Consider the following 18,871-nt stretch of genomic DNA (forward strand, 5'->3'; position numbering starts at 1 on the left):
CCGGTAATCACCCCTGGGTGGCCGTTAGTTGACGGCGGAGTGCCAGTTCCGTGAGAAGACCTCGCCGGCGTCGGGGGCGAGGACGCCGGGGGCGAAGAGGCCGGTCAGGTGGGTCTGGGTGTCGTGGAGCGTGAGCTTGTTCTTCCCGGCGGCGGCGGGCAGGCCCGTCTTGAGGTTGACGGCCCCGTCGATCAGGCCGAACCAGCCCAGGCCGCAGCCGCTCGCACCCGGGACGGCGAAGGTGTCGTCGTACTGGGTGGAGCCGAGGAGGTCGAGCCGGCTCATGTCGCCCTCGTCGTTGGCGGAGCCGTCGCCGTTGAACCGCGTGACGCCGAACGAGGGCGCGTCGAGGTTCCGCGGGCGCAGCAGGATCGGGTCGCTCTTCGTCCCGATGTAGCAGTTGTCGCCGAGGAACGGGTTCTGCAGGCGGATGCGGACCGGGAGGGTCACGATCGGCTGGTCGGTGAGGACGCCCGCGATCTGGTCGAAGTCCGAGGGGGTGCCGACCGACTCCATGGTGGCGGTGATCTTGTTGAGCCGGGCGTCCGACAGCTGCCGGCAGATGTCGGTGATGAACGGGATGTCGCTCGGGCACATCAGGCCCATCAGCCCGCCGGGGACGGTGGCGGAGTCGGCGATGAGCGCGCCCTCGGGCGGCGCGACGACCGAGTTGGTGCCGTCGGCGTTCTGCACGACGCCCATCTGGAGGTTGGTCCGCCCCGTGGTCACGGTGGTGTTGCCCAGCTTGATGGAGCCGCTGAGGGAGTACGAGACGACGCACTGCGGCGTCGTGTCGAGGCCGTCCGAGGCGAGCATCGCGGGGGCGTCGACGGGGCAGCGGGTGGACGGCCCCCAGCCTCCGTTCAGCACCGGGGCGGCCGCGGTCGCCGTGCCCGTGGAGGCGAAGGCGCCCAGCGCGGTCAGGGCGGAGACGGCGGCCAGTTTCGTACGGCGGGAGACGAGGGGCATGGCGGATGCCTTTCGGTGGGGTGGGGGAGCGGGGGCGGGTTCAGCGCTCGGGCTTGGGGACCACGTACGGCTGGCGGTCCTCCGTGCACTGCGGGTCGTCGGTGGGCGCGTCGCTGAGCACGGTGCAGGTCTGGCCCTGGATCTGTTTGACGTGGTTGCCGGGGCCGGAGATGGAGGCGGTGAAGAGCCGGTCGAGGTCCTCGCCGTCGGTGCCGCACCCCGTGAAGGCGGGGATGGTCACCTCGCCCGTCAGCGGACCGCCGCTGGTCAGCTGGTAGCCCTGGGCGTTCTGCCCGGCGGGGATCCATCCCTTGCCCACCATCACCAGGTGGTCGCCGGGGTACCGGGCGGGCTCGGGATCGGGGGAGGAGAGCGGCTTCTCCGTGCGGCAGGAAGGGCCCACGTCCAGCTTGACCCCGTTGACCTTGACGTCGAGGACGCGCAGGACGAGGGGGGCCCGGATCGTGTTGTCCAGATAGTTGTCACCGGTGGAGAAGATGGCGCGGACCAGGGTGCCGATCGTGATGGGGCCCGTCTGCTCCAGGACCATGGTCGCCGTGACCGGCTGGAAGTCGAAGGCCAGGAAGGTGGAGGTGAAGGGAGGGGTCTGCTTGCGCCCCTGGTAGGAGAGGTCGGCCCGCGACGGGGTGAAGAAGTGGAACTCGCCCTCCGGAGGGGGTTCGGAGGGAAATTCCGGGAGACCCTGTTCGATCAGCAGGCAGGACACCGGGATGAGCGAGGCTCCGCCGAGCTTCCGGACGTTGGCGTAGCCGGTGATGTAGGCCGACAGCGACACCGGGGTCGGATTCTCCGTGATGCAGGGCGGGGCGTCCGGCCGGGGCTTCGGAGTGCCGGGCTCGTCCTCGTCCCCCTCCTGGCCGCTGTCCGCCTGCTGCCCGACGCGCGGGCCCTCGGAAGCCCCGTCGCCCGTCCCGTCCTCGGTCCCCGGCCTCGCCGGCACCGTCCGGTCCGCGGGGAGCGAGGGCAGCGGGAGACCGGTGGCGGGCGCGGACGACGGTGACGCCGGGGGCGTACTCGGCTGCTCGGCAGAGGGCTCGGCACCGACCGGGACCGTGGCGAGCACCGTGCCCCCCTCCGTGTCCGGGCCGGGGACGCAGGTGACGGAGAGGGAGGCCGGGGCGGTGGCCGCGCCGTCGGCCGTGCTCGGGGCGAGGTCGACGGCGAGGTTCCCGGCGGTGAGGGTCAGTTCGCCGGCGGTGTCCGTCGTCAGGGACGGCACGTCACCGGCCGTGGTGAGGGTGAGGGGCCCTTCGGCGGGGACGGCGACCGGCTGCGCCGTACCGCTCCACGTGGCTTCCGTCCGCTGTCCGTCCTGGGCCGCGCCGACCGTGAGCCGGGTCTCCGCCCGTACGGTGGCGGCCCGGAGGGCGGTGAGGTCGGCGACGGCCGCCGGAGGAAGTTCGACGGTCGTGGTGACGCCGTCGGGCCGGATCTCCTCGCCCACGGCGGCCCGTTCGGGAAAGGCCGCCGTGATCCGCACCGTCGCGGGCTGCGGTCCCGAGGGCAGGGCGCAGACGTAGGGCAGCGCGGTGTCGACCTTCAGCGTCCCGACGGCGACGGCCGCGGCCGGGAGGAGAGGGGCGAGCGCCACGAACGCGGCGATCGTCGCGCCGCGCACGCGGGCGCGGGAGGAACGGGGGGTGGGCCGGTGGCCTCTCATCTGGTGCTCCGCTCGGGGTCGTTCGCGAACGCGGGGGCCATGCGGGGGCTACGGGTTGGTGCCGACGATCGTCGGGACGACAGTGGTGTCCGCCTTCTTGACCAGGTGGTCGGCCTTGACGACCAGACTGGCGCCGACCGGCGCGGCGCCCCCGCAGTTGGTCTGGGAGACGACGGTCAGGTCACCGGTCGCCGAGGCGACGGCCAGCTTGCCCGTCGCGTTGGCGTAGGTGACGGGCAGGTTTCCCCGGACGCGGAAGACGCAGGCACCGACGGTTCCCTTGAGATCGACGTTGCCGAAGTGGCCCTGGGTGACACCGGTGGAGACGGTGTGGTCCTGAGCGACGACGCTCCAAGGGGTGGCCGAGGTGAAGGTCACGTTGCCGAGGACGCTGGTGCAGGGCGCGCCGGTGGCGCCGAAGGCGATGGCGCCGATCGTGCCGATGGTCGCCGGGTTGCCGGTGGCGCTCTGCAAGCTGCCCGAGAAGGACGAGCGAGAGCACACGATGCCGATGCCGTTGTCCTTGACGATCTCGATCAGGAGGACGACGTTCGTGGTGTTCTGCGCGGCGATGCCGACGGGAGACGGGGTGACGGTCCAGACCGTCGACGGCGCCGCCGGGGCCGGGGCCGCCGTGAGGGCGACCGCGGCCGCGGCCGCGCCGGCGACGGCGGCGAGCTTTCCGGGCGGTTTCTTCATGGCTCGGGGTCTCCTCGGGAGGGCCGGCGACGGAGGGCGCGGACAGGCCCGCGTCCGCCCGGCCGGGGTCACCGGACGGACGGACGCGGGGTACCGGTCCCTTACGGGTTGGTGCCGACGATCGTCGGGATGGCGGTGCCCACCTTGAAGAGGTAGGTGCCCTTGAAGGTCGGCTTGGCGCCGACCGGGACGGCCGAACCGCAGTTGGTCGCCGAGACGACGGTGAGCTCGCCCGCGAGGCTGTTGACGGCGAGCGCGCCCGTGGAGTTGGTGTACGAGGCGGACGCCTTGCCCGTGACGCGGAAGTTGCAGGCGCCGACGGTCACCTTGGCGTCGACGTTGCCGACGTAGCCCTTGGTGACGCCGGCGGTGTAGTCCTGCGCCACGATCGTCCACGGGGTGGTCGGGACGGTGGTCACGTTCCCCAGCACGCTGGTGCAGGGCGCGCCGGTGGCGCCGAACGCGATGGAGTTGATCGTGCCGACGGTCGCCGGGTTGCCGGTGGTGCTCGCGCCCGTCCCCGCCCCGTTCGACTTCGTACACGTCATGGCGATGCCGTTGACGCTGAGGACGATGTTCCCGCTGTTGACCGCGGTGATGTTGGCCGGGTTCGGGCTGACGGTCCAGACCGTCGAGGGCGCGGCGGTGACGGGGCTCGCGGCGAGGGCGAACGCGGCGGAGGCGGCTCCCGCGACGACGGCCAGGTTTCTGATCGGCTTCTTCATGGCTCTGGGGTTCTCCTTGGGGATCGACCGGCAGAGGGTGCTTCCGTGGGGGTGCCGCGACGGGCGCGGAAACGGCCGGCGATCCGGCCGTCCTCCCGTCGCGAAACCAGACGTTACTTGCGGGAAACTTAGCCGAACAATGGCGTGAACCATGATTCTTTGAAGAGGGCTCATTGCCTGTCAAGGGGGTGAGCGATGGCGGGAATCCGCTTGGTTCCGGAGTGCGCAATGTCGACAATTATGATCGATCGTACGAGGTCGGCCGAGGGTTCCGCCGGCCAACTCCCCCCGCTTCTCGGGCGCGTGACAAAATTCCGTACGGAATTGTCTCCCGCCTGACAATCGGCAGGCCGCTCGGTCCTGTTCCGTGAAAACTCCGGATCCGGTATTGCCCCGCGAGGTTACTCAGCCGTAGCGTTCCCCGGAGTCGACGCTCAGTCGCAGGTCGGCGCGGGACTCTGTCGTCACGGAGACAAACTCGGACCCCGACTTTGTCTCCGTGGTGACAAACGCGGGAGCGGATCAATGAATTTGCGCCACAGCTATTGTCCGGGTGATCCAGAACGGCCTACCGTGCGCCCGCGGCGCACGCGTCACGCACGCCTGCTGGAGGTGGGATGGGAATCGAAGTAGCCGTCGAGGGGCTGACCATGTCCTTCGGCAAGCAGAACATCTGGCAGGACGTGACGCTGACGCTGCCGGCCGGAGAGGTGAGCGTCATGCTCGGGCCTTCCGGAACCGGGAAGACGGTCTTCCTGAAATCCCTCATCGGACTGCTGAAACCCCAGCGGGGCCGGGTCCTCATCAACGGCGTCGACATGGTCGGCGGCCGCGAACGGGACATCTACGAGACCCGGAAGCTCTTCGGCCTCATGTTCCAGGACGGCGCCCTCTTCGGCTCCATGACCCTCTTCGACAACATCGCCTTCCCGCTGCGCGAGCACACCCGCAAGCGGGAGTCCGAGATCCGCCGCATCGTCATGGAACGCATCGACCTCGTCGGCCTGCTCGGCGCCGAGGGGAAGCTGCCCGGCGAGATCAGCGGCGGCATGCGCAAGCGCGCCGGCCTGGCCCGCGCGCTCGTGCTCGACCCGCAGATCGTCCTGTGCGACGAACCGGACTCCGGGCTCGACCCCGTCCGCACCGCGTACCTCTCCCAGCTCCTGATCGACCTCAACGCGCGCATCGACGCGACGATGCTGATCGTCACCCACAACCTCGACATCGCCGCCACCGTCCCCGACAACATGGGGATGTTCTTCCGCCGCGAGCTCGTCACCTTCGGCCCGCGCGAGGTGCTCCTCACCAGCGACGAACCGGTCGTCACCCAGTTCCTCGCCGGCCGCCGCGAAGGCCCCATCGGCATGTCCGAGGAGAAGGACGCCGCCACCCTCGCCGCCGAGGCCGGCAACGCCCCGGCCGGCCCGCCGGCCGCGCCCCGCGTCCTCGTCCCCCAGCTGGAGCCCTCGCCCGGCCTGCCCCCGCGCGCGGCCGTCGCCCGGCGGCAGAAGCGCGTCCTCGGCATGCTGGACGCGCTGCCGGCCGCCGCCCGCGCCGCCATCGAGGCCACCTACGCGCGGCACGCCGCCACGCCGACCGTCTCCCTGCCGACCCCCGGCGGCGGCTCGTGATCGGCGGCGCGCTGCGGCAGACCGGCCGCCTCTTCGCGCTCGCCGCCGAGGTGAGCCGGGCCGTCTTCCGAAGGCCCTTCCAGTTCCGGGAGTTCGTCGAACAGTTCTGGTTCGTCGCGAGCGTCACCATCCTGCCCGCCGCCCTCGTCTCCATCCCGTTCGGCGCCGTGATCGCCCTCCAGGTCGGCTCGCTCACCCAGCAGCTCGGCGCCCAGTCGTTCACCGGCGGCGCCAGCGTCCTCGCCGTCATCCAGCAGGCCAGCCCGCTCATCGTCGCCCTCCTCATCGCCGGCGCCGCCGGCTCCGCGATCTGCGCCGACCTCGGCTCCCGCAAGATCCGCGAGGAGCTCGACGCGATGGAGGTCATGGGCGTCTCGCCGGTGCAGCGCCTGGTCGTCCCGCGCGTCCTCGCCACCATGGCCGTCGCCGTCCTCCTCAACGGCATGGTCTCCGTCGTCGGCACCCTCGGCGGCTACTTCTTCAACATCGTCCTCCAGGGCGGCACCCCCGGCGCGTACCTCTCCAGCTTCTCCGCCCTCGCCCAGCTGCCCGACCTCTACATCAGCGAACTCAAGGCCCTGGTCTTCGGGTTCATCGCGGGCATCGTCGCCGCCTACCGCGGCCTCAACCCGCGCGGCGGCCCCAAGGGCGTCGGCGACGCCGTCAACCAGGCCGTCGTCATCACCTTCATGCTGCTGTTCTTCGTGAACATGGTGCTGACGGGCATCTACCTCCAGATCGTCCCGCCGAAGGGAGGCTGAGGCGATGGCCTCCCCGCTCGCCTGGCTCGACCGCTCCGGCGACCAGCTCCTCTTCTACGTCCGGGCCCTGCTGTGGGTCCCCAGGACCCTGCGCCGCTACCTCAAGGAGGTGCAGCGGCTGCTCGCCGAGGTCGCCTTCGGCTCCGGCGGCCTCGGCGTCGTCGGCGGCACCGTCGGCGTCATGATCGCGATGACGCTCTTCACCGGGACCGTCGTCGGCCTCCAGGGCCACGCGGCCCTCGAACAGATCGGCACCGCCGCCTTCACCGGCTTCGTCTCCGCCTACTTCAACACCCGCGAGATCGCCCCGCTCGTCGCCGGCCTCGCCCTCTCCGCGACCGTCGGCGCCGGCTTCACCGCCCAGCTCGGCGCCATGCGCATCAACGAGGAGGTCGACGCCCTCGAAGGCATGGGCATCCGCTCCATGCCCTACCTCGTCACCACCCGCATCATCGCCGGCGTCGTCGCCATCGTCCCGCTCTACGCGGTCGGCCTGCTCTCCTCCTACCTGGCCTCCCGGTACGTCACCGTCCTCTTCAACGGCCAGTCCCAGGGCACGTACGACCACTACTTCAACCTGTTCCTGTCCCCGACCGACGTCCTGCTGTCCATGCTCAAAGTGCTGATCTTCAGCGTGATGGTGATCGTCGCCCACTGCTACTACGGCTTCCGCGCCTCCGGCGGCCCCGCCGGCGTCGGCATCGCCGTCGGCCGCTCCGTGCGCAACGCCATCGTCCTGATCAGCGTCACCGACTTCTTCCTGTCGCTGGCCCTCTGGGGCGCGACCACGACCGTGAAGGTGGCGGGGTGAGATGAACGCTCCACGAGGCCAGACCCTGCGCCGCCGGTCCGCCGGCGTCGTCTTCCTGCTCGTCCCCGCCCTGCTCGCCTGGCTGGCGGTCGCCGTCTACGACAAGAAGTTCACCGACTCCGACCCGATCACCGTCGAGACCGGCAGCGTCGGCAACGAGATGCACCTCGGCGCCGAGGTGAAGCTCCGCGGCGTCGTCGTCGGCGAGGTCCGCGCCATCGACGCCACCGACACCGGCGCCCGGCTCACCCTCGCCATGCGGCCCGGCAGCCTGGACCACGTCCCGTCCGACGTCCGCGCGCAGATGCTGCCCACGACGCTCTTCGGCGAACGCTTCGTGGCCCTCGTCCCGCCCGCGAACCCCTCGCCCCGGCCGCTCGGCCCCGGCGCCGTCATCCCCGAGGACCGCTCCGGCAACGCCGTCGAACTCCAGCAGGTCCTCGACAACGTCCTGCCCCTGCTCACCGCCGTCCAGCCGCAGAAGCTCTCCGCCACCCTGTCGGCCGTCTCCCAGGCCCTCGAAGGACGCGGCGAGAAGCTCGGCGACACCCTCGCCCGGCTCGACGCCCACCTGCGGAAGTTCAACCCCCACCTGCCCGCCCTCACCCGGGACCTGAAAGAACTCGTGAAGGTCAGCCACCTCTACGCGGACGCCGCCCCGGACGTCATCACGGCGCTCACCGACTTCACCACCACCAGCGGCACCCTCGCCGAGAAGGAGGCGGCGCTGTCGGACACCCTCGGCGCCACCACCCGCACGGCCCAGGACCTCACCGCCTTCCTGCGGAAGAACAAGGACAGCGTCATCCGGCTCAGCGCCGCCGGCCGGCCCACCCTGGAACTGCTCGCCGAGTACTCCCCGTCCTTCCCCTGCACCCTGCGCACCCTCGCCCGGTTCGTCCCCGCCATGGACAAGGCGCTCGGCAAGGGCACCGACCGGCCGGGACTGCACGTCGACGTCACCACCGCGCCCTCGCGCGGCGCGTACCTCCCCGGCCGCGACACCCCCGCGTACGGCTCCGGCGGCGGCCCCCGCTGCCACCCCGTGCCCTACCCCGGCGTCGCGGGCGCCCCCGCCCTCCGCGCCTCCGCCGCCACCGGCCAGGACCTCGGCCCCGCCAACTCCCCGCAGGAGAACGACCTCGTCACCGAACTCCTCGCCCCCGCGGCCCGGAAGGACCCCCGTGAACTGCCGGACTGGAGCAGCCTGCTGGCCGGCCCCGCCTTCCGCGGAGCGGAGGTGACCCTCCGATGACGAAGAACCCGCACGGCGCGCACACCCGCCGCCGCGGCCTGACCGGCACGGTCGCCAAGTCCCTCGCGTTCGTCCTGGTCACGGCCGTGACCACCACGGTGCTCGGCTTCAGCATCGCCGACACCGGCGTCGGCTCCGACACCCGCTCCTACAAGGCGCTCTTCACCGACGTCACCGGGCTCGTCGCCGGCGACTCGGTGCGCGTCGCCGGCGTGAAGGTCGGCGAGGTGACCGACGTCCGCGTCGTCGACCGGCGCACCGCCCAGGTCACCTTCTCGGTCCGCGAGGACCGCCCCGTGCCCCGCTCCGCCACCGCCGCCGTGAAGTACCTCAACATGGTCGGCCAGCGGTACGTCTCCCTCGGCCGGGGCAGCGGGGAGCTGACGGGCGACCTGGAGGACGGCGAGACCATCCCGCTCGACCGCACCACCCCGGCCCTCGACCTGACCCTGCTCTTCAACGGCTTCAAGCCGCTCTTCGAGGGCCTGTCGCCCGCCGACGTCAACGACCTCGCCGGCTCCCTCGTCCAGGTCCTCCAGGGCGAGAGCGGAACCGTCGACAGCCTCCTGCGCCACATCGGCTCCCTCACGAAGACCGTCGCCGCCAAGGACAAGGTCGTCGGGGAGGTCGTCACCCACCTCAACACCGTCCTGACCACCCTCAACGACCGCGAGGCCGGCTTCGAGGACCTGGTCGTCACCCTCCAGAAACTCGTCACCGGCTTCGACAACGACCGCAAACCCCTCGGCGAGGCGGTCCGGGCCATGGGCGACCTCACCACCACGACCGCCGGACTCCTCCAGGACGGCCGCGCCCCCCTCAAGAAGGACATCCGCGAACTCGGCCGGCTCTCGGGCACCCTGGGCGACCACACCCCCGCCCTGGAGCGGTTCCTCGCCAACACCCCCGGCAAGCTGACGGCCCTGGCCCGCCTCTCCTCGTACGGATCGTGGTTCAACCTCTACCTCTGCGAGGCCCGGGTGAGCGGCGTGAAGACGTCCGACGGCTCCAAGCCGCCCACCGGCATCGCCGTCACCGAACCGAGGTGCCGCGGATGAGCCCCCTCAGCCGGATCAAGCCGGTCAAGGAACGCAACCCGATCGCCGTCGCCGTCGTCGGACTGGTCCTCCTCGCGCTGCTGGCCGCCGGCGCCTACCACGCCGAACGGCTCCCGTTCGCCGGCGGCGGCGCCTCCTACAGCGCCGACTTCTCCGAGGCCGCCGGACTCGACACCGGCGACGAGGTCCGCATCGCCGGCGTCAAGGTCGGCGAGGTCACCGGCGTCTCCCTCGACGGCCCCAAGGTCAAGGTGACCTTCGAGGTCGGCGACGCCTGGGTCGGCGACCGGTCGACCGCCGCCATCGCCATCAAGACCCTCCTCGGCGAGAAGTACCTCGCCCTCGACCCGCTGGGCTCCGCCCGCCAGGACCCCGGCACCCGCATCCCGCTGTCCCGGACCACCTCCCCGTACGACGTGACACAGGCCTTCCAGGACCTCAGCGGCACCATCGACGACATCGACACCACGGCGCTCGCGGAGAGCTTCCGGACGATCTCCGACACCTTCAAGAACTCGCCGCCGCACGTCCGCAACGCCGCCGACGGCCTCTCCGCCCTGTCGGAGTCCGTCGCCAAACGCGACACCGAACTCGCCCGCCTCCTCAAGAACGGCGAGCGGTTCACCAAGACCCTGAAGGACAAGAAGTCCAGCTTCGAACTCCTCCTGGAGGACGGCGGCTCCCTCCTCGGCGAGCTGCGCAAGCGCCGCGACGCCATCCGCGCCCTGCTCAAGGGCAGCCGGGCGCTGAGCACCGAACTCAGCGGCCTCGTCGGCGACAACGCGCGGCAGCTCGGGCCCACCCTGAAGGCCCTCGGCCGGGTCACCGGCGTCCTGGAGAAGAACAGCGGCCAGCTGGAGAAGACCCTCGCGCTCGTCGGCCCGTACTACCGGCTCCTCGGCAACACCCTCGGCAGCGGCCGCTGGTTCGACAGCTACCTCTGCGGCGTGGTGCCGCGCGCCTACCTGCCCGAGTCCTCGCAGCCCAAGACCGGATGCCAGCCGCCGAAACAGCCGCCGAAACCGGCGGCCACGGCCCAGGGGAGCGGTGCGTGATGACCAGGACCAGAAGACCCCTCGTCGCCGGCCTCGCCCTCGCGGTGCTCGCCTCCGGCGGCCTCGTCGCCACCCGCTTCCTCGACTCCGACGGCATCCGCGTCACCGCCTGGTTCGACCGTGCGGTCGGCGTCTACGCCGGATCCGACCTGCGCGTCCTCGGCGTCCGGGTCGGCGAGGTCGAGTCCGTGGAACCCCGGGGCACCCGGGTCCGCGTCGGACTCCGCCTCGACGAGGGCGTCCGCGTCCCCGCCGACGCGCGGGCCGTCATCGTCGCCCCGAGCGTCGTCGCCGACCGGTACGTCCAGCTCACCCCCGCCTACGACACCGGCCCCGCCCTCGACGACGGCGCCGAACTGCCCGCCGCCCGCAACCGCACCCCCGTCGAGATCGACCAGCTCTACGCCTCGATCACCGACCTGAGCGAGGCGCTCGGCCCGGACGGCGCCAACGCCGACGGCGCCCTCTCCGAACTCCTCGACACCGGCGCCCGCAACCTCAAGGGCAACGGCGCGGCCATCGGCACCTCCATCGACCGCTTCGGCAAGGCCGCCAAGACCCTCGACGGCAGCAGCGAGGAGCTGTTCACCACCCTCGGACAGCTCCAGACCTTCACCACCATGCTCAAGGACAAGGACGCCGACGTCCGCACCGCGCAGGAACGCCTCGGCGAGGTCGTCGGCTTCTTCGCCGAGAACAAGGACGACCTCGCCGGCGCCCTCAAGGAACTCGGCACGGCCCTCGCCCAGGTCAAGACCTTCATCAAGGACCACCGCGGCGAGCTGAAGAAGAACGTGGACCGGCTCGTGCCCCTCACCCAGACCCTCGTCGACCAGCGGGCCTCCCTCGCCGAGGCCCTCGACGTCGCCCCGCTCGCCGCGGGCAACCTCGTCAACGCCTACGACGAGGACACCCGCACCTTCCACGGCCGCGCCAACCTCAACGAGATCAGCATGGGCGGACCGCTGCTCCCGCTGCCCGTCACCGGACCCTCCGCGAGCACCGGGCCCTCCGCGAGCGCCACTCCCTCCGCGGCCACCGGAGAGGGGGAGCGATGAGACGTCCCCGTCTGCCCTCGGCGCGGGCCGCCGGCGCCGGCGCCGCCGGCGCGGTCGCCCTCGGCCTCGGCCTGGCCGTCGTCCTCGGCGCGGTCCCGCCGGTCCGCTTCGACGGCATCGAGGACCTGCCGCTCCCCGGCGGCGCCGACCTCGGCTCCCACCCCTACACGGTCACCGCCGAGATCGCCGACGTCCTCAGCCTCGTCCCCCAGTCGGCCGTCAAGGTCAACGACGTCGCCGTCGGCCGCGTCACCGCCATCGACCTGGAACCCGGCACCTGGACCGCCCGCGTCACCCTGAGGATCAACGGCGACGTCCGGCTCCCCGCCGGCACCGGCGCCCGGGTCGAACAGTCCAGCCTCCTCGGCGAGAAGTACGTCCAGCTCGTCGCCCCGCCGCCGGACGCTCCCCGGGGCGGCGTCCGGCAGGCCGCCGCCCGCCAGGACACCGGCGCCCGGCTCACCGACGGCAGCGTCATCCCGCTGGCGCGCACCAGCCGCAACACGGAGGTCGAGGAGGTGTTCGGCGCCCTCTCCCTGCTCCTCAACGGCGGCGGCGTCAACCAGCTCAAGACCATCACCCGCGAACTGAACGCGGCCCTCGACGGACGCGAGCCCGAGGTCCGCTCCGTGCTCCGCCGGGTGAACACCCTGGTGACGAACCTGGACGCGCACCGCGGCGACATCACCCGCGCCCTCGACGGCCTCAACCGGCTCTCCAGCACCCTCGCCGGCCGCAAGAAGGACGTGGGCACGATCCTCACCGACCTCTCGCCCGGCCTGAAGACGCTGGAGAACCAGCGGGGTTCCCTGCTGACCATGCTGCGGGCCCTGGACACCCTGTCCGGCGTCGCCGTCTCCACCGTCGAAGCGAGCAAGAAGGACATGATCGCCGACCTCAAGGCCCTCGCGCCGACCCTGACGGCCCTCGCCGACGCCGGCGCCGACCTGCCCGAATCGCTCCAGGTCCTGCTCACGTACCCCTTCACCGACGAGGTGATGAAGGGCATCAAGGGCGACTACCTCAACACCTACCTGCACCTCGCGGCGGCGCCCGGCACCGTGGTGACCCCGCCGATCGTCCCCCAGGCCGACCCCGCCCCGACGCCCACGCCCGCCCCGACGGACCCGAACGCGCCCGCCGCCCGGCACCGGGGCGCGGACGGCACCGCCGGGGGCACGGCGTCGCCCCTTCCCCTGCCCCCGGTCCGGACGGCCCCCCCGTCCGGACCGGGCACCCCCCTCGGCCCCGGCACCACCACCGGGCCGGCCACCCCGCCGAAGGACGGAGGCGAGCACCGGTGATCACCCGCGCCGTCTGGCTGAAGAACATCGCGTTCCTCGTCATCGCCGTCCTCGTCCTCGGCTTCGTCGGCGTCCGCTACGCCGACCTCGGCCGCTACGCCGGCATCGCCGACCACTACACCGTCCGGGTCCACCTCGCCCGCACCGGCGGCCTGTTCCCCCACTCCGACGTCACCTACCGGGGCGTCTCCGTGGGCCGCGTCGGCGCCATCGACCTCACCGCCGAGGGGGTCGTCGCCGAGCTGCGCATCAAGAAGTCGGCGCCGTCGATCCCCGCCGACGCGCGGGCCGTCGTCGCCGGACTCTCCGCCGTCGGCGAGCAGTACATCGACCTGCGCCCCGAGAGCGACGGCGGCCCCTACCTCGCCGACGGCTCCCGCGTCGAGCAGTCCGACACCCAGGTGCCGGCCCCGGTCACCGACGTCCTCAGCAGCATGGACGACCTGACCCGCTCCGTGCCCCTGGAGTCCCTGCGCACGGTCGTCGACGAACTCGGCAAGGCCTTCGAGGGCCACGGCGACGACCTCCAGGTCCTCCTGGACAACGGCAGCGCGTTCGTCCGGGCCGCCGACGAGGCCCTGCCGTCCACCACCCGGCTCATCCACGACGGGGAGGTCGTCCTGCGCACCCAGGCCGACGAGAGCCGCGCCATCCGGGACTTCGCCACCGGCGCGCGCGAACTCGCCGCCACCCTCAAGTCCTCCGACGCCGACCTGCGCCGGCTCCTGACCGTCACGCCCGACGCGGCCGGCCAGGTCAGCGGCCTCCTGACCGACCTCGACCCCAGCCTGAGCGTCGTCCTCGCCAACCTCCTCACCACCTCGGAGCTCGCCCTCACCCGGCAGCGCGGCATCGAGGAACTGCTCGTGACGTACCCGGCGGCCGTCTCGGCCGGCGCGACCACGGTCGACGGCGGCCGCATGAACCTCAGCATGGCCGTCACCTTCTTCAAGCCGCTGCCCTGCACCACCGGTTACGGCGGCACGCGCTACCGCAACGGCCTCGACCTCGGCACCGCGCCGCCCCTCAACACCGGCGCCGCCTGCACCGCCCCCGCCCGGTCGGGCACCAACGTGCGGGGCTCCGCCCACGCCCCGAAGGGCGACGCGCCGCCGCCGCCCCGGTCCGCCTCCCTGCTCCCGGGCGACGGGAACCGCGCCACCGGCGCGGAGCCGCCGCTGCCCGGCGCGCTCTCGCTGCCGGGCCGCTCCGACGGCCCGGCGGACATGGCCGGCCTCCTCGGCCTGGACACCCGGAGCGGGCGATGAGGCGGCCCCGGCTCCTCCCCGCCGCCGCCCTCGCCGTCGCCCTCGGCTTCTGCGGCACCGGTGCCTGGAGCTACGCGCAGGCCCGCACCGACCAGGAGCTCGCCTTCGGCCGCGAACGGGACACCGCCCTCGCCGAGGGCCGCCGGCACCTCACCGTCCTGAACACGCTCGACGCCTCCAGCCGCGAGCGCGCCGAGGCCGGCATCCGGGCCTGGCGCGACGCGTCCACCGGCCCGCTCCGCACCGAACTGGCGCGCACCGAACCGAAGACGGGGGCCTCGGCCCGCGCCACGGTCACCGAGGCGGCGCTCACCGCGCTCGACCCGAGGGCCGGCACGGCGAAGCTCATCGCGACCGTACGCGTCGACGTCACCCCGCGGGGGGCCGGCGCGACGACCTCCGACCGCAAGCGCCTGGAGGCGGTCCTGACCCGTACCGGCGAGAACACCTGGCGGGTGTCGGCGCTCAGCGCGGTCCCCGTCGCCGGAGCCGAGGAGAGCGAGGACGAGTGACGCGACTGCTGCGCAGGGACGACACCCCCGACCGGGCCGACGCCCCGGCCGACGACCTGACCGACACCCCGGCCGACACCCCGGCCGACGCCTCGGCCGAGGACGGCGAACGGCCCGGCGGGGCCCGGGCCACCGGGGAGGCCGAGGAGGACGGAACCCCCGGGGCCCCCGAGACCGCCGGGGAGACCGAGGCTCCCGGAGACGACGGGGAAGGGGACGGAGAGGGGGACGGGACCGGGGGCCGTCGCCGGGCCGCGGCCGGGTGGCGGAAGGCCGTCCTGCCCGCGGCCGTCACCCTCCTCCTGCTCGGCGGGGGCGGGTTCTTCCACGGGGCCCACCAGCTCCGGTCCGTCCCCTCGGCGCGCAACCACGCGCTCACCGACACCGCGGCCACCCACCGCGTCGGCGGGGACGTCAGCGAGGGCCTCGCCCGGATCTTCTCGTACACGCCCACCAGTTCCGACGCCACCGAGCGCTCCGCCGGGACCGTCCTGGCCGGGCGCGCGGCCCGGCAGTACGCCGACCTGTTCGCCCAGGTCCGCGCGGGCCTGGCCGAGCAGCGGCTCTCCCTCTCCACCCAGGCCGTCCGCACCGGCGTGATCGAGCTCGACGGGGACCGCGCGCGGCTCCTCGTCTTCCTCGACCAGGTCTCGCGGCGCGACAGGGGCCCGGCCACCTCCGCCGCCGCCCAGCTCACCGTCACCGCGCGGTTCCAGGACGACCGGTGGCGGATCGTCGACATCAAGGCCCGCTGAGGATGAGCGGGAGACGGGAGCACTCCATGACACGCGCGGTCCGCACCCCGGCCGGGTTCCGGCCGGTCCTGGCCGTGGCCCTCGTGCTCACCCTCGTCGCGGGCGGCTTCGCGGCCTGGGCGGGCCGGGACTGGTACGCCGCCGCCCACGACGACTCCGCCGCGTACGCCGCGGAACGCGACCGGGCGCTCGCGGCGGGGGAGCAGGCCGTGCAGAACCTCAACACGCTCGACCACCGCCGGGTGGACCAGGGGCTCGACCTCTGGGAGTCCTCCACCACCGGCGACCTCCACCGGCAACTCGTCGACGGACGCGAGGAGTTCGCCGGCCAGGTGGAGGCGGCGAAGACGGTGACGAAGGCCCGGGTGCTCTCCGGCGCCGTCACGGAGCTCGACGACCGCGCGGGGCGGGCCCGGCTGCTCGTCGCCCTGCGGGTCACCGTCACCACGCCCGACGCCAAGAGCACCGAGAAGGACAGCCGCATGCTGGCCGAACTCACCCGCACCGACGGCCGGTGGAAGCTCAGCGGCCTGGGACAGGCCCCCGTGGGCGGCACGGCGACCGGCTGACCCGGCCCGACCGGTCGACCGGCCGCACCGCGAGAGCCGCCCGCACCCGAAAGGACACCGCACGATGCCGACGCCCCGCCACCACCTCAACCGCCAGCGCCGCCGCCGGGCCCGCGCCGACCAGCCGGCCCACGCCGCCGTCACCACCGCCGCCACGTCCTCCGCCGCGTCCGGGGAGCCGGGTTCCCGCGCCCCCGTGGGCGTCCTGGCCGGACCGGAGCCCCGGGCCGCCCGGCGGCGGCCGGCGGCGGAGCCCGTACGGGAGGAGGCCGGGGCGCCGGAGCCGGACACCGCCGACGGAGCGGCCGGACCGGCGGGGCGGCGCCGGCCCCTCGTCCCGCTCCTGGTCCTGTGCGTCCTGACGCTCCTGCTCGGCGGCTTCGCGGGGTGGGCGCACAGCAGGGCCGGGGAGCTCCGCGACGAACCCGCCCGCGCGAACACCGCCCTCACCGACCCCGCCCGCACCAGCGAGATCAAGGGCCGGACGGCCGAGGCCGTCGCCGCGCTCTTCTCGTACGACCACACCGACCCGGGCGCCTTCGAGCGGGCCGGCCGGACCTTCCTCACCGGGAAGGCCACCGAGCAGCACCGGACGCTGTTCGCGGGGGTGCTCGCCCAGGCGGCCGCGCGGAAGACGGTGATCACCACGACGGTCACCGACAGCGCGGTCGAGCGGATCGACGGCGACCGCGCCCGGGTCCTGGTCTACGCCGACCAGAGCAGCGTGAGCACGGCCGGGACCGCGAAGCCGAAGGCGGGCGGGAAGCGGCCGGAGGCCCAGGACCAGGGCGTCTACGCGGGCGCCATGTTCGCGGTGGACGTCGTCCACCGCGACGGGAACTGGCTCGTCGAGGGCATCGACACCTTCGGCCGCTGAGCCTCAGCCCTCGCGGGTGGCGATCAGCACGGTCGCGTACCGCTCCTCGCAGGTGACGAACCGCGGCGAGAGGCCGTGGGCGGCGACGGCGCCGGCCGCCGCCGCGGTCTGCCGCTCGCTCGTCTCGACGAGCAGGTGCCCGCCCGGCGCCAGCCACCCGGGCGCCCCGGCGGCCACCCGGCGCAGCACGTCGAGGCCGTCCGGGCCGCCGTCCAGCGCGACCAGCGGCTCGTGCTCGCGGGCCTCGGGCGGCAGCAGGCCGACCTCCCCGGTCGGTACGTACGGCACGTTGGCGACCAGCACCTCGACCCGCCCGCGCAGCGCGTCCGGCAGCGGCGCGAAGAGGTCGCCCTCGTGGACGCTGCCGCCGCGCGGTTCGACGTTCCGGCGCGCGCAGGCCACCGCGGCGGGCTCGATGTCCGCGGCGTGCACCCGGGCGCCCGGCACGGCCGACAGCAGGACCGCGCCCGCCGCGCCGGAGCCGCAGCACAGGTCGACGCAGAGGGCGCCGGGCGCGGCCAGCGCGACGGCCCGCTCGACGAGGAACTCGGTGCGCCGCCGGGGGACGAAGACCCCCGGGTCCACGGCGATCCGCAGCCCGGCGAAGTCCGCCCAGCCGACGACGTGTTCCAGCGGGAGCCCGGAGGCGCGCCGCTCGACGAGGACGTCGAGTCCGGCGGCGTCACGGGCCGCGGCGAAGAGGAGCTCCGCCTCGTCCTCGGCGAACACGCAGCCGGCGGCGCGGAGTCGGGAGACGGTGGTGGAGCGGAGGGAGTCAGAGGGGTCGAGCGACATGGAAGACCTTTCGGGAAGCCGTCGAGGAGGCTCCCGCGGTCGCTACGACCGGGCCGCCGGAACGGCCGCCGAAGGGGAGCATCCCGCCTGCGTCGTGCTGATGGGTCCCACCTCCTCCGACCGTCGCGTACCGAGGTCGATGATCGTACCCCAGGCCGGCCCCGGGACGGTCCCCCGGGGCCGGTGCGCGGGAGCGGCCCCGCTCAGCCGAGGAGCGCCTCGATCGCCGCGACGACCTCGGGGGCCTCCGGCTCGGTGCGCGGACGGAAGCGGGTCACGGTCCCGTCGGCGGAGATCAGGAACTTCTCGAAGTTCCACTGCACGTCGCCGGCCTCGCCGTCGGCGTCCGCGACCCGGGTCAGCTCCGCGTACAGCGGGTGCCGGCCGTCGCCGTTGACGTCGGTCTTCTCCAGGAGCGGGAAGGTGACGCCGTACGTCGTCGAGCAGAAGGACCGGATCTCCTCGGCCGAGCCCGGCTCCTGCCCGAGGAACTGGTTGCAGGGCACGCCGACGACGGTCAGGCCGCGCTCGCCGTACGTCTTCTGCAGCCGCTCCAGGCCCTCGTACTGCGGGGTGAGGCCGCACTTCGAGGCCACGTTCACCACCAGCACGGCCCGGTCCCGGTAGTCGGCCAGGGAGACCGGCTCACCGGTGAGGGTCTTCAGCGGAATGTCGTACAGACTCATGGGGGAGCTCCTCGTCGAGACTAGGGTGTGATGACAGCATGAGTGACGAACCGCTGGCAATCGCGGTCGACGCCGCCCCCGGCGGGGCCGGGCGCCTCGTCCGCTGCCGTCTCTGCGGCCGCCCCCTCACCGGCGCGGGCTCCCGCCGCACCGGCCTGGGGCCCACCTGCGACGCCAAGCTCCATCCGCCGGCGCCCGACATCCGGACCCGCCGCCACGAGGTGGCGCAGGACCCGCTGCCGGGGCTGGACGGCGCCGCCGGCTGAGCCGTCCGCCTACTGCCAGCCGGCCGAGTCCCCCGTCCCCGTGGTGGCCGGCGAGGCGACGACGGACCCGGCGGCGACCGCCGCCGGCGTCGGCGCCCCGGCGCCCGCCGGCGGGAGGGAGGCGCCGAGCGGTGCG

General features: G+C 73.3%; 20 protein-coding genes. 14 read left to right on the plus strand and 6 right to left on the minus strand.

Annotated elements, in window-relative coordinates; translation table 11 throughout:
• Nucleotides 1-24 precede the first annotated feature (24 nt).
• The 4 genes from AB0E83_RS26110 to AB0E83_RS26125 form a co-directional block, all read right to left on the minus strand.
• Nucleotides 25-969 carry a hypothetical protein gene (locus AB0E83_RS26110; protein ID WP_362116607.1) on the minus strand — a complete coding sequence of 315 codons (945 nt, stop codon included), beginning with the start codon at nucleotides 967-969 and terminating at the stop codon, nucleotides 25-27.
• A 40-nt stretch (nucleotides 970-1,009) separates the two neighbouring features.
• Nucleotides 1,010-2,650: a DUF6801 domain-containing protein gene (locus tag AB0E83_RS26115; RefSeq protein ID WP_362116610.1), complete on the minus strand. Its 1,641-nt coding sequence runs from the start codon at nucleotides 2,648-2,650 to the stop codon at nucleotides 1,010-1,012.
• Nucleotides 2,651-2,698: 48 nt separating this feature from the next.
• A complete protein-coding gene (locus AB0E83_RS26120; RefSeq protein WP_362116613.1) occupies nucleotides 2,699-3,349 on the minus strand; it encodes a hypothetical protein in 651 nt (216 codons plus the stop codon).
• Nucleotides 3,350-3,450: 101 nt separating this feature from the next.
• Complete coding sequence (locus AB0E83_RS26125) at nucleotides 3,451-4,074, minus strand: hypothetical protein (protein WP_362116616.1); 624 nt, start codon at nucleotides 4,072-4,074, stop codon at nucleotides 3,451-3,453.
• Nucleotides 4,075-4,691: 617 nt separating this feature from the next.
• On the opposite strand from AB0E83_RS26125, the gene AB0E83_RS26130 reads away from it, so the two are divergent.
• The 13 genes from AB0E83_RS26130 to AB0E83_RS26190 all read left to right on the plus strand — a co-directional run bounded on the left by AB0E83_RS26130 (nucleotide 4,692) and on the right by AB0E83_RS26190 (nucleotide 16,988).
• A complete protein-coding gene (locus AB0E83_RS26130; RefSeq protein ID WP_362116619.1) occupies nucleotides 4,692-5,705 on the plus strand; it encodes an ATP-binding cassette domain-containing protein in 1,014 nt (337 codons plus the stop codon).
• Nucleotides 5,702-6,466, plus strand: a complete 765-nt coding sequence (locus AB0E83_RS26135) for an ABC transporter permease (protein ID WP_362116623.1) — start codon at nucleotides 5,702-5,704, stop codon at nucleotides 6,464-6,466. Before AB0E83_RS26130 ends, AB0E83_RS26135 begins: the two co-directional genes overlap by 4 nt.
• Nucleotides 6,467-6,470: 4 nt before the next feature.
• Nucleotides 6,471-7,277, plus strand: a complete 807-nt coding sequence (locus AB0E83_RS26140; protein WP_362116626.1) for an ABC transporter permease — start codon at nucleotides 6,471-6,473, stop codon at nucleotides 7,275-7,277.
• 1 nt (nucleotide 7,278) lies between these two features.
• The gene (locus tag AB0E83_RS26145; protein WP_362116629.1) at nucleotides 7,279-8,532 is read left to right on the plus strand and encodes an MCE family protein; all 1,254 of its coding nucleotides are present in this window, start codon (nucleotides 7,279-7,281) and stop codon (nucleotides 8,530-8,532) included.
• Nucleotides 8,529-9,590, plus strand: a complete 1,062-nt coding sequence (locus AB0E83_RS26150) for an MCE family protein (RefSeq protein ID WP_362116632.1) — start codon at nucleotides 8,529-8,531, stop codon at nucleotides 9,588-9,590. Before AB0E83_RS26145 ends, AB0E83_RS26150 begins: the two co-directional genes overlap by 4 nt.
• Nucleotides 9,587-10,645, plus strand: a complete 1,059-nt coding sequence (locus AB0E83_RS26155; RefSeq protein ID WP_362116635.1) for an MCE family protein — start codon at nucleotides 9,587-9,589, stop codon at nucleotides 10,643-10,645. The genes AB0E83_RS26150 and AB0E83_RS26155 overlap by 4 nt, the downstream gene beginning before the upstream one ends.
• On the plus strand, nucleotides 10,645-11,703 hold the full coding sequence (locus AB0E83_RS26160; protein ID WP_362116638.1) for an MCE family protein: 1,059 nt from the start codon (nucleotides 10,645-10,647) through the stop codon (nucleotides 11,701-11,703). The genes AB0E83_RS26155 and AB0E83_RS26160 overlap by 1 nt, the downstream gene beginning before the upstream one ends.
• On the plus strand, nucleotides 11,700-13,007 hold the full coding sequence (locus tag AB0E83_RS26165; RefSeq protein WP_362116641.1) for an MCE family protein: 1,308 nt from the start codon (nucleotides 11,700-11,702) through the stop codon (nucleotides 13,005-13,007). The genes AB0E83_RS26160 and AB0E83_RS26165 overlap by 4 nt, the downstream gene beginning before the upstream one ends.
• Nucleotides 13,004-14,275, plus strand: a complete 1,272-nt coding sequence (locus tag AB0E83_RS26170) for an MCE family protein (RefSeq protein ID WP_362116644.1) — start codon at nucleotides 13,004-13,006, stop codon at nucleotides 14,273-14,275. Before AB0E83_RS26165 ends, AB0E83_RS26170 begins: the two co-directional genes overlap by 4 nt.
• Nucleotides 14,272-14,787, plus strand: coding sequence for a hypothetical protein (locus AB0E83_RS26175; protein WP_362116647.1), 516 nt, complete (start codon nucleotides 14,272-14,274; stop codon nucleotides 14,785-14,787). The genes AB0E83_RS26170 and AB0E83_RS26175 overlap by 4 nt, the downstream gene beginning before the upstream one ends.
• A complete protein-coding gene (locus AB0E83_RS26180; protein ID WP_362116650.1) occupies nucleotides 14,784-15,542 on the plus strand; it encodes a hypothetical protein in 759 nt (252 codons plus the stop codon). The genes AB0E83_RS26175 and AB0E83_RS26180 overlap by 4 nt, the downstream gene beginning before the upstream one ends.
• A gap of 26 nt (nucleotides 15,543-15,568) precedes the next feature.
• Nucleotides 15,569-16,111, plus strand: a complete 543-nt coding sequence (locus AB0E83_RS26185; RefSeq protein WP_362116653.1) for a nuclear transport factor 2 family protein — start codon at nucleotides 15,569-15,571, stop codon at nucleotides 16,109-16,111.
• 64 nt (nucleotides 16,112-16,175) lie between these two features.
• A complete protein-coding gene (locus tag AB0E83_RS26190) occupies nucleotides 16,176-16,988 on the plus strand; it encodes a hypothetical protein (RefSeq protein ID WP_362116656.1) in 813 nt (270 codons plus the stop codon).
• A 3-nt stretch (nucleotides 16,989-16,991) separates the two neighbouring features.
• Here AB0E83_RS26190 and AB0E83_RS26195 read toward each other — a convergent pair whose 3' ends face one another.
• Both AB0E83_RS26195 and AB0E83_RS26200 read right to left on the minus strand, forming a co-directional pair.
• Nucleotides 16,992-17,783, minus strand: coding sequence for a putative protein N(5)-glutamine methyltransferase (locus AB0E83_RS26195; RefSeq protein ID WP_362116658.1), 792 nt, complete (start codon nucleotides 17,781-17,783; stop codon nucleotides 16,992-16,994).
• A gap of 203 nt (nucleotides 17,784-17,986) precedes the next feature.
• Nucleotides 17,987-18,469: a glutathione peroxidase gene (locus AB0E83_RS26200; RefSeq protein ID WP_362116661.1), complete on the minus strand. Its 483-nt coding sequence runs from the start codon at nucleotides 18,467-18,469 to the stop codon at nucleotides 17,987-17,989.
• Nucleotides 18,470-18,507: 38 nt separating this feature from the next.
• Here AB0E83_RS26200 and AB0E83_RS26205 point away from each other — a divergent pair, with 38 nt between their 5' ends.
• Nucleotides 18,508-18,735 carry a DUF6011 domain-containing protein gene (locus AB0E83_RS26205; RefSeq protein ID WP_362116664.1) on the plus strand — a complete coding sequence of 76 codons (228 nt, stop codon included), beginning with the start codon at nucleotides 18,508-18,510 and terminating at the stop codon, nucleotides 18,733-18,735.
• Nucleotides 18,736-18,871: the final 136 nt, after the last annotated feature.

The sequence above is a fragment of the Streptomyces sp. NPDC035033 genome, from assembly GCF_040636735.1.
Lineage (GTDB): Bacteria > Actinomycetota > Actinomycetes > Streptomycetales > Streptomycetaceae > Streptomyces.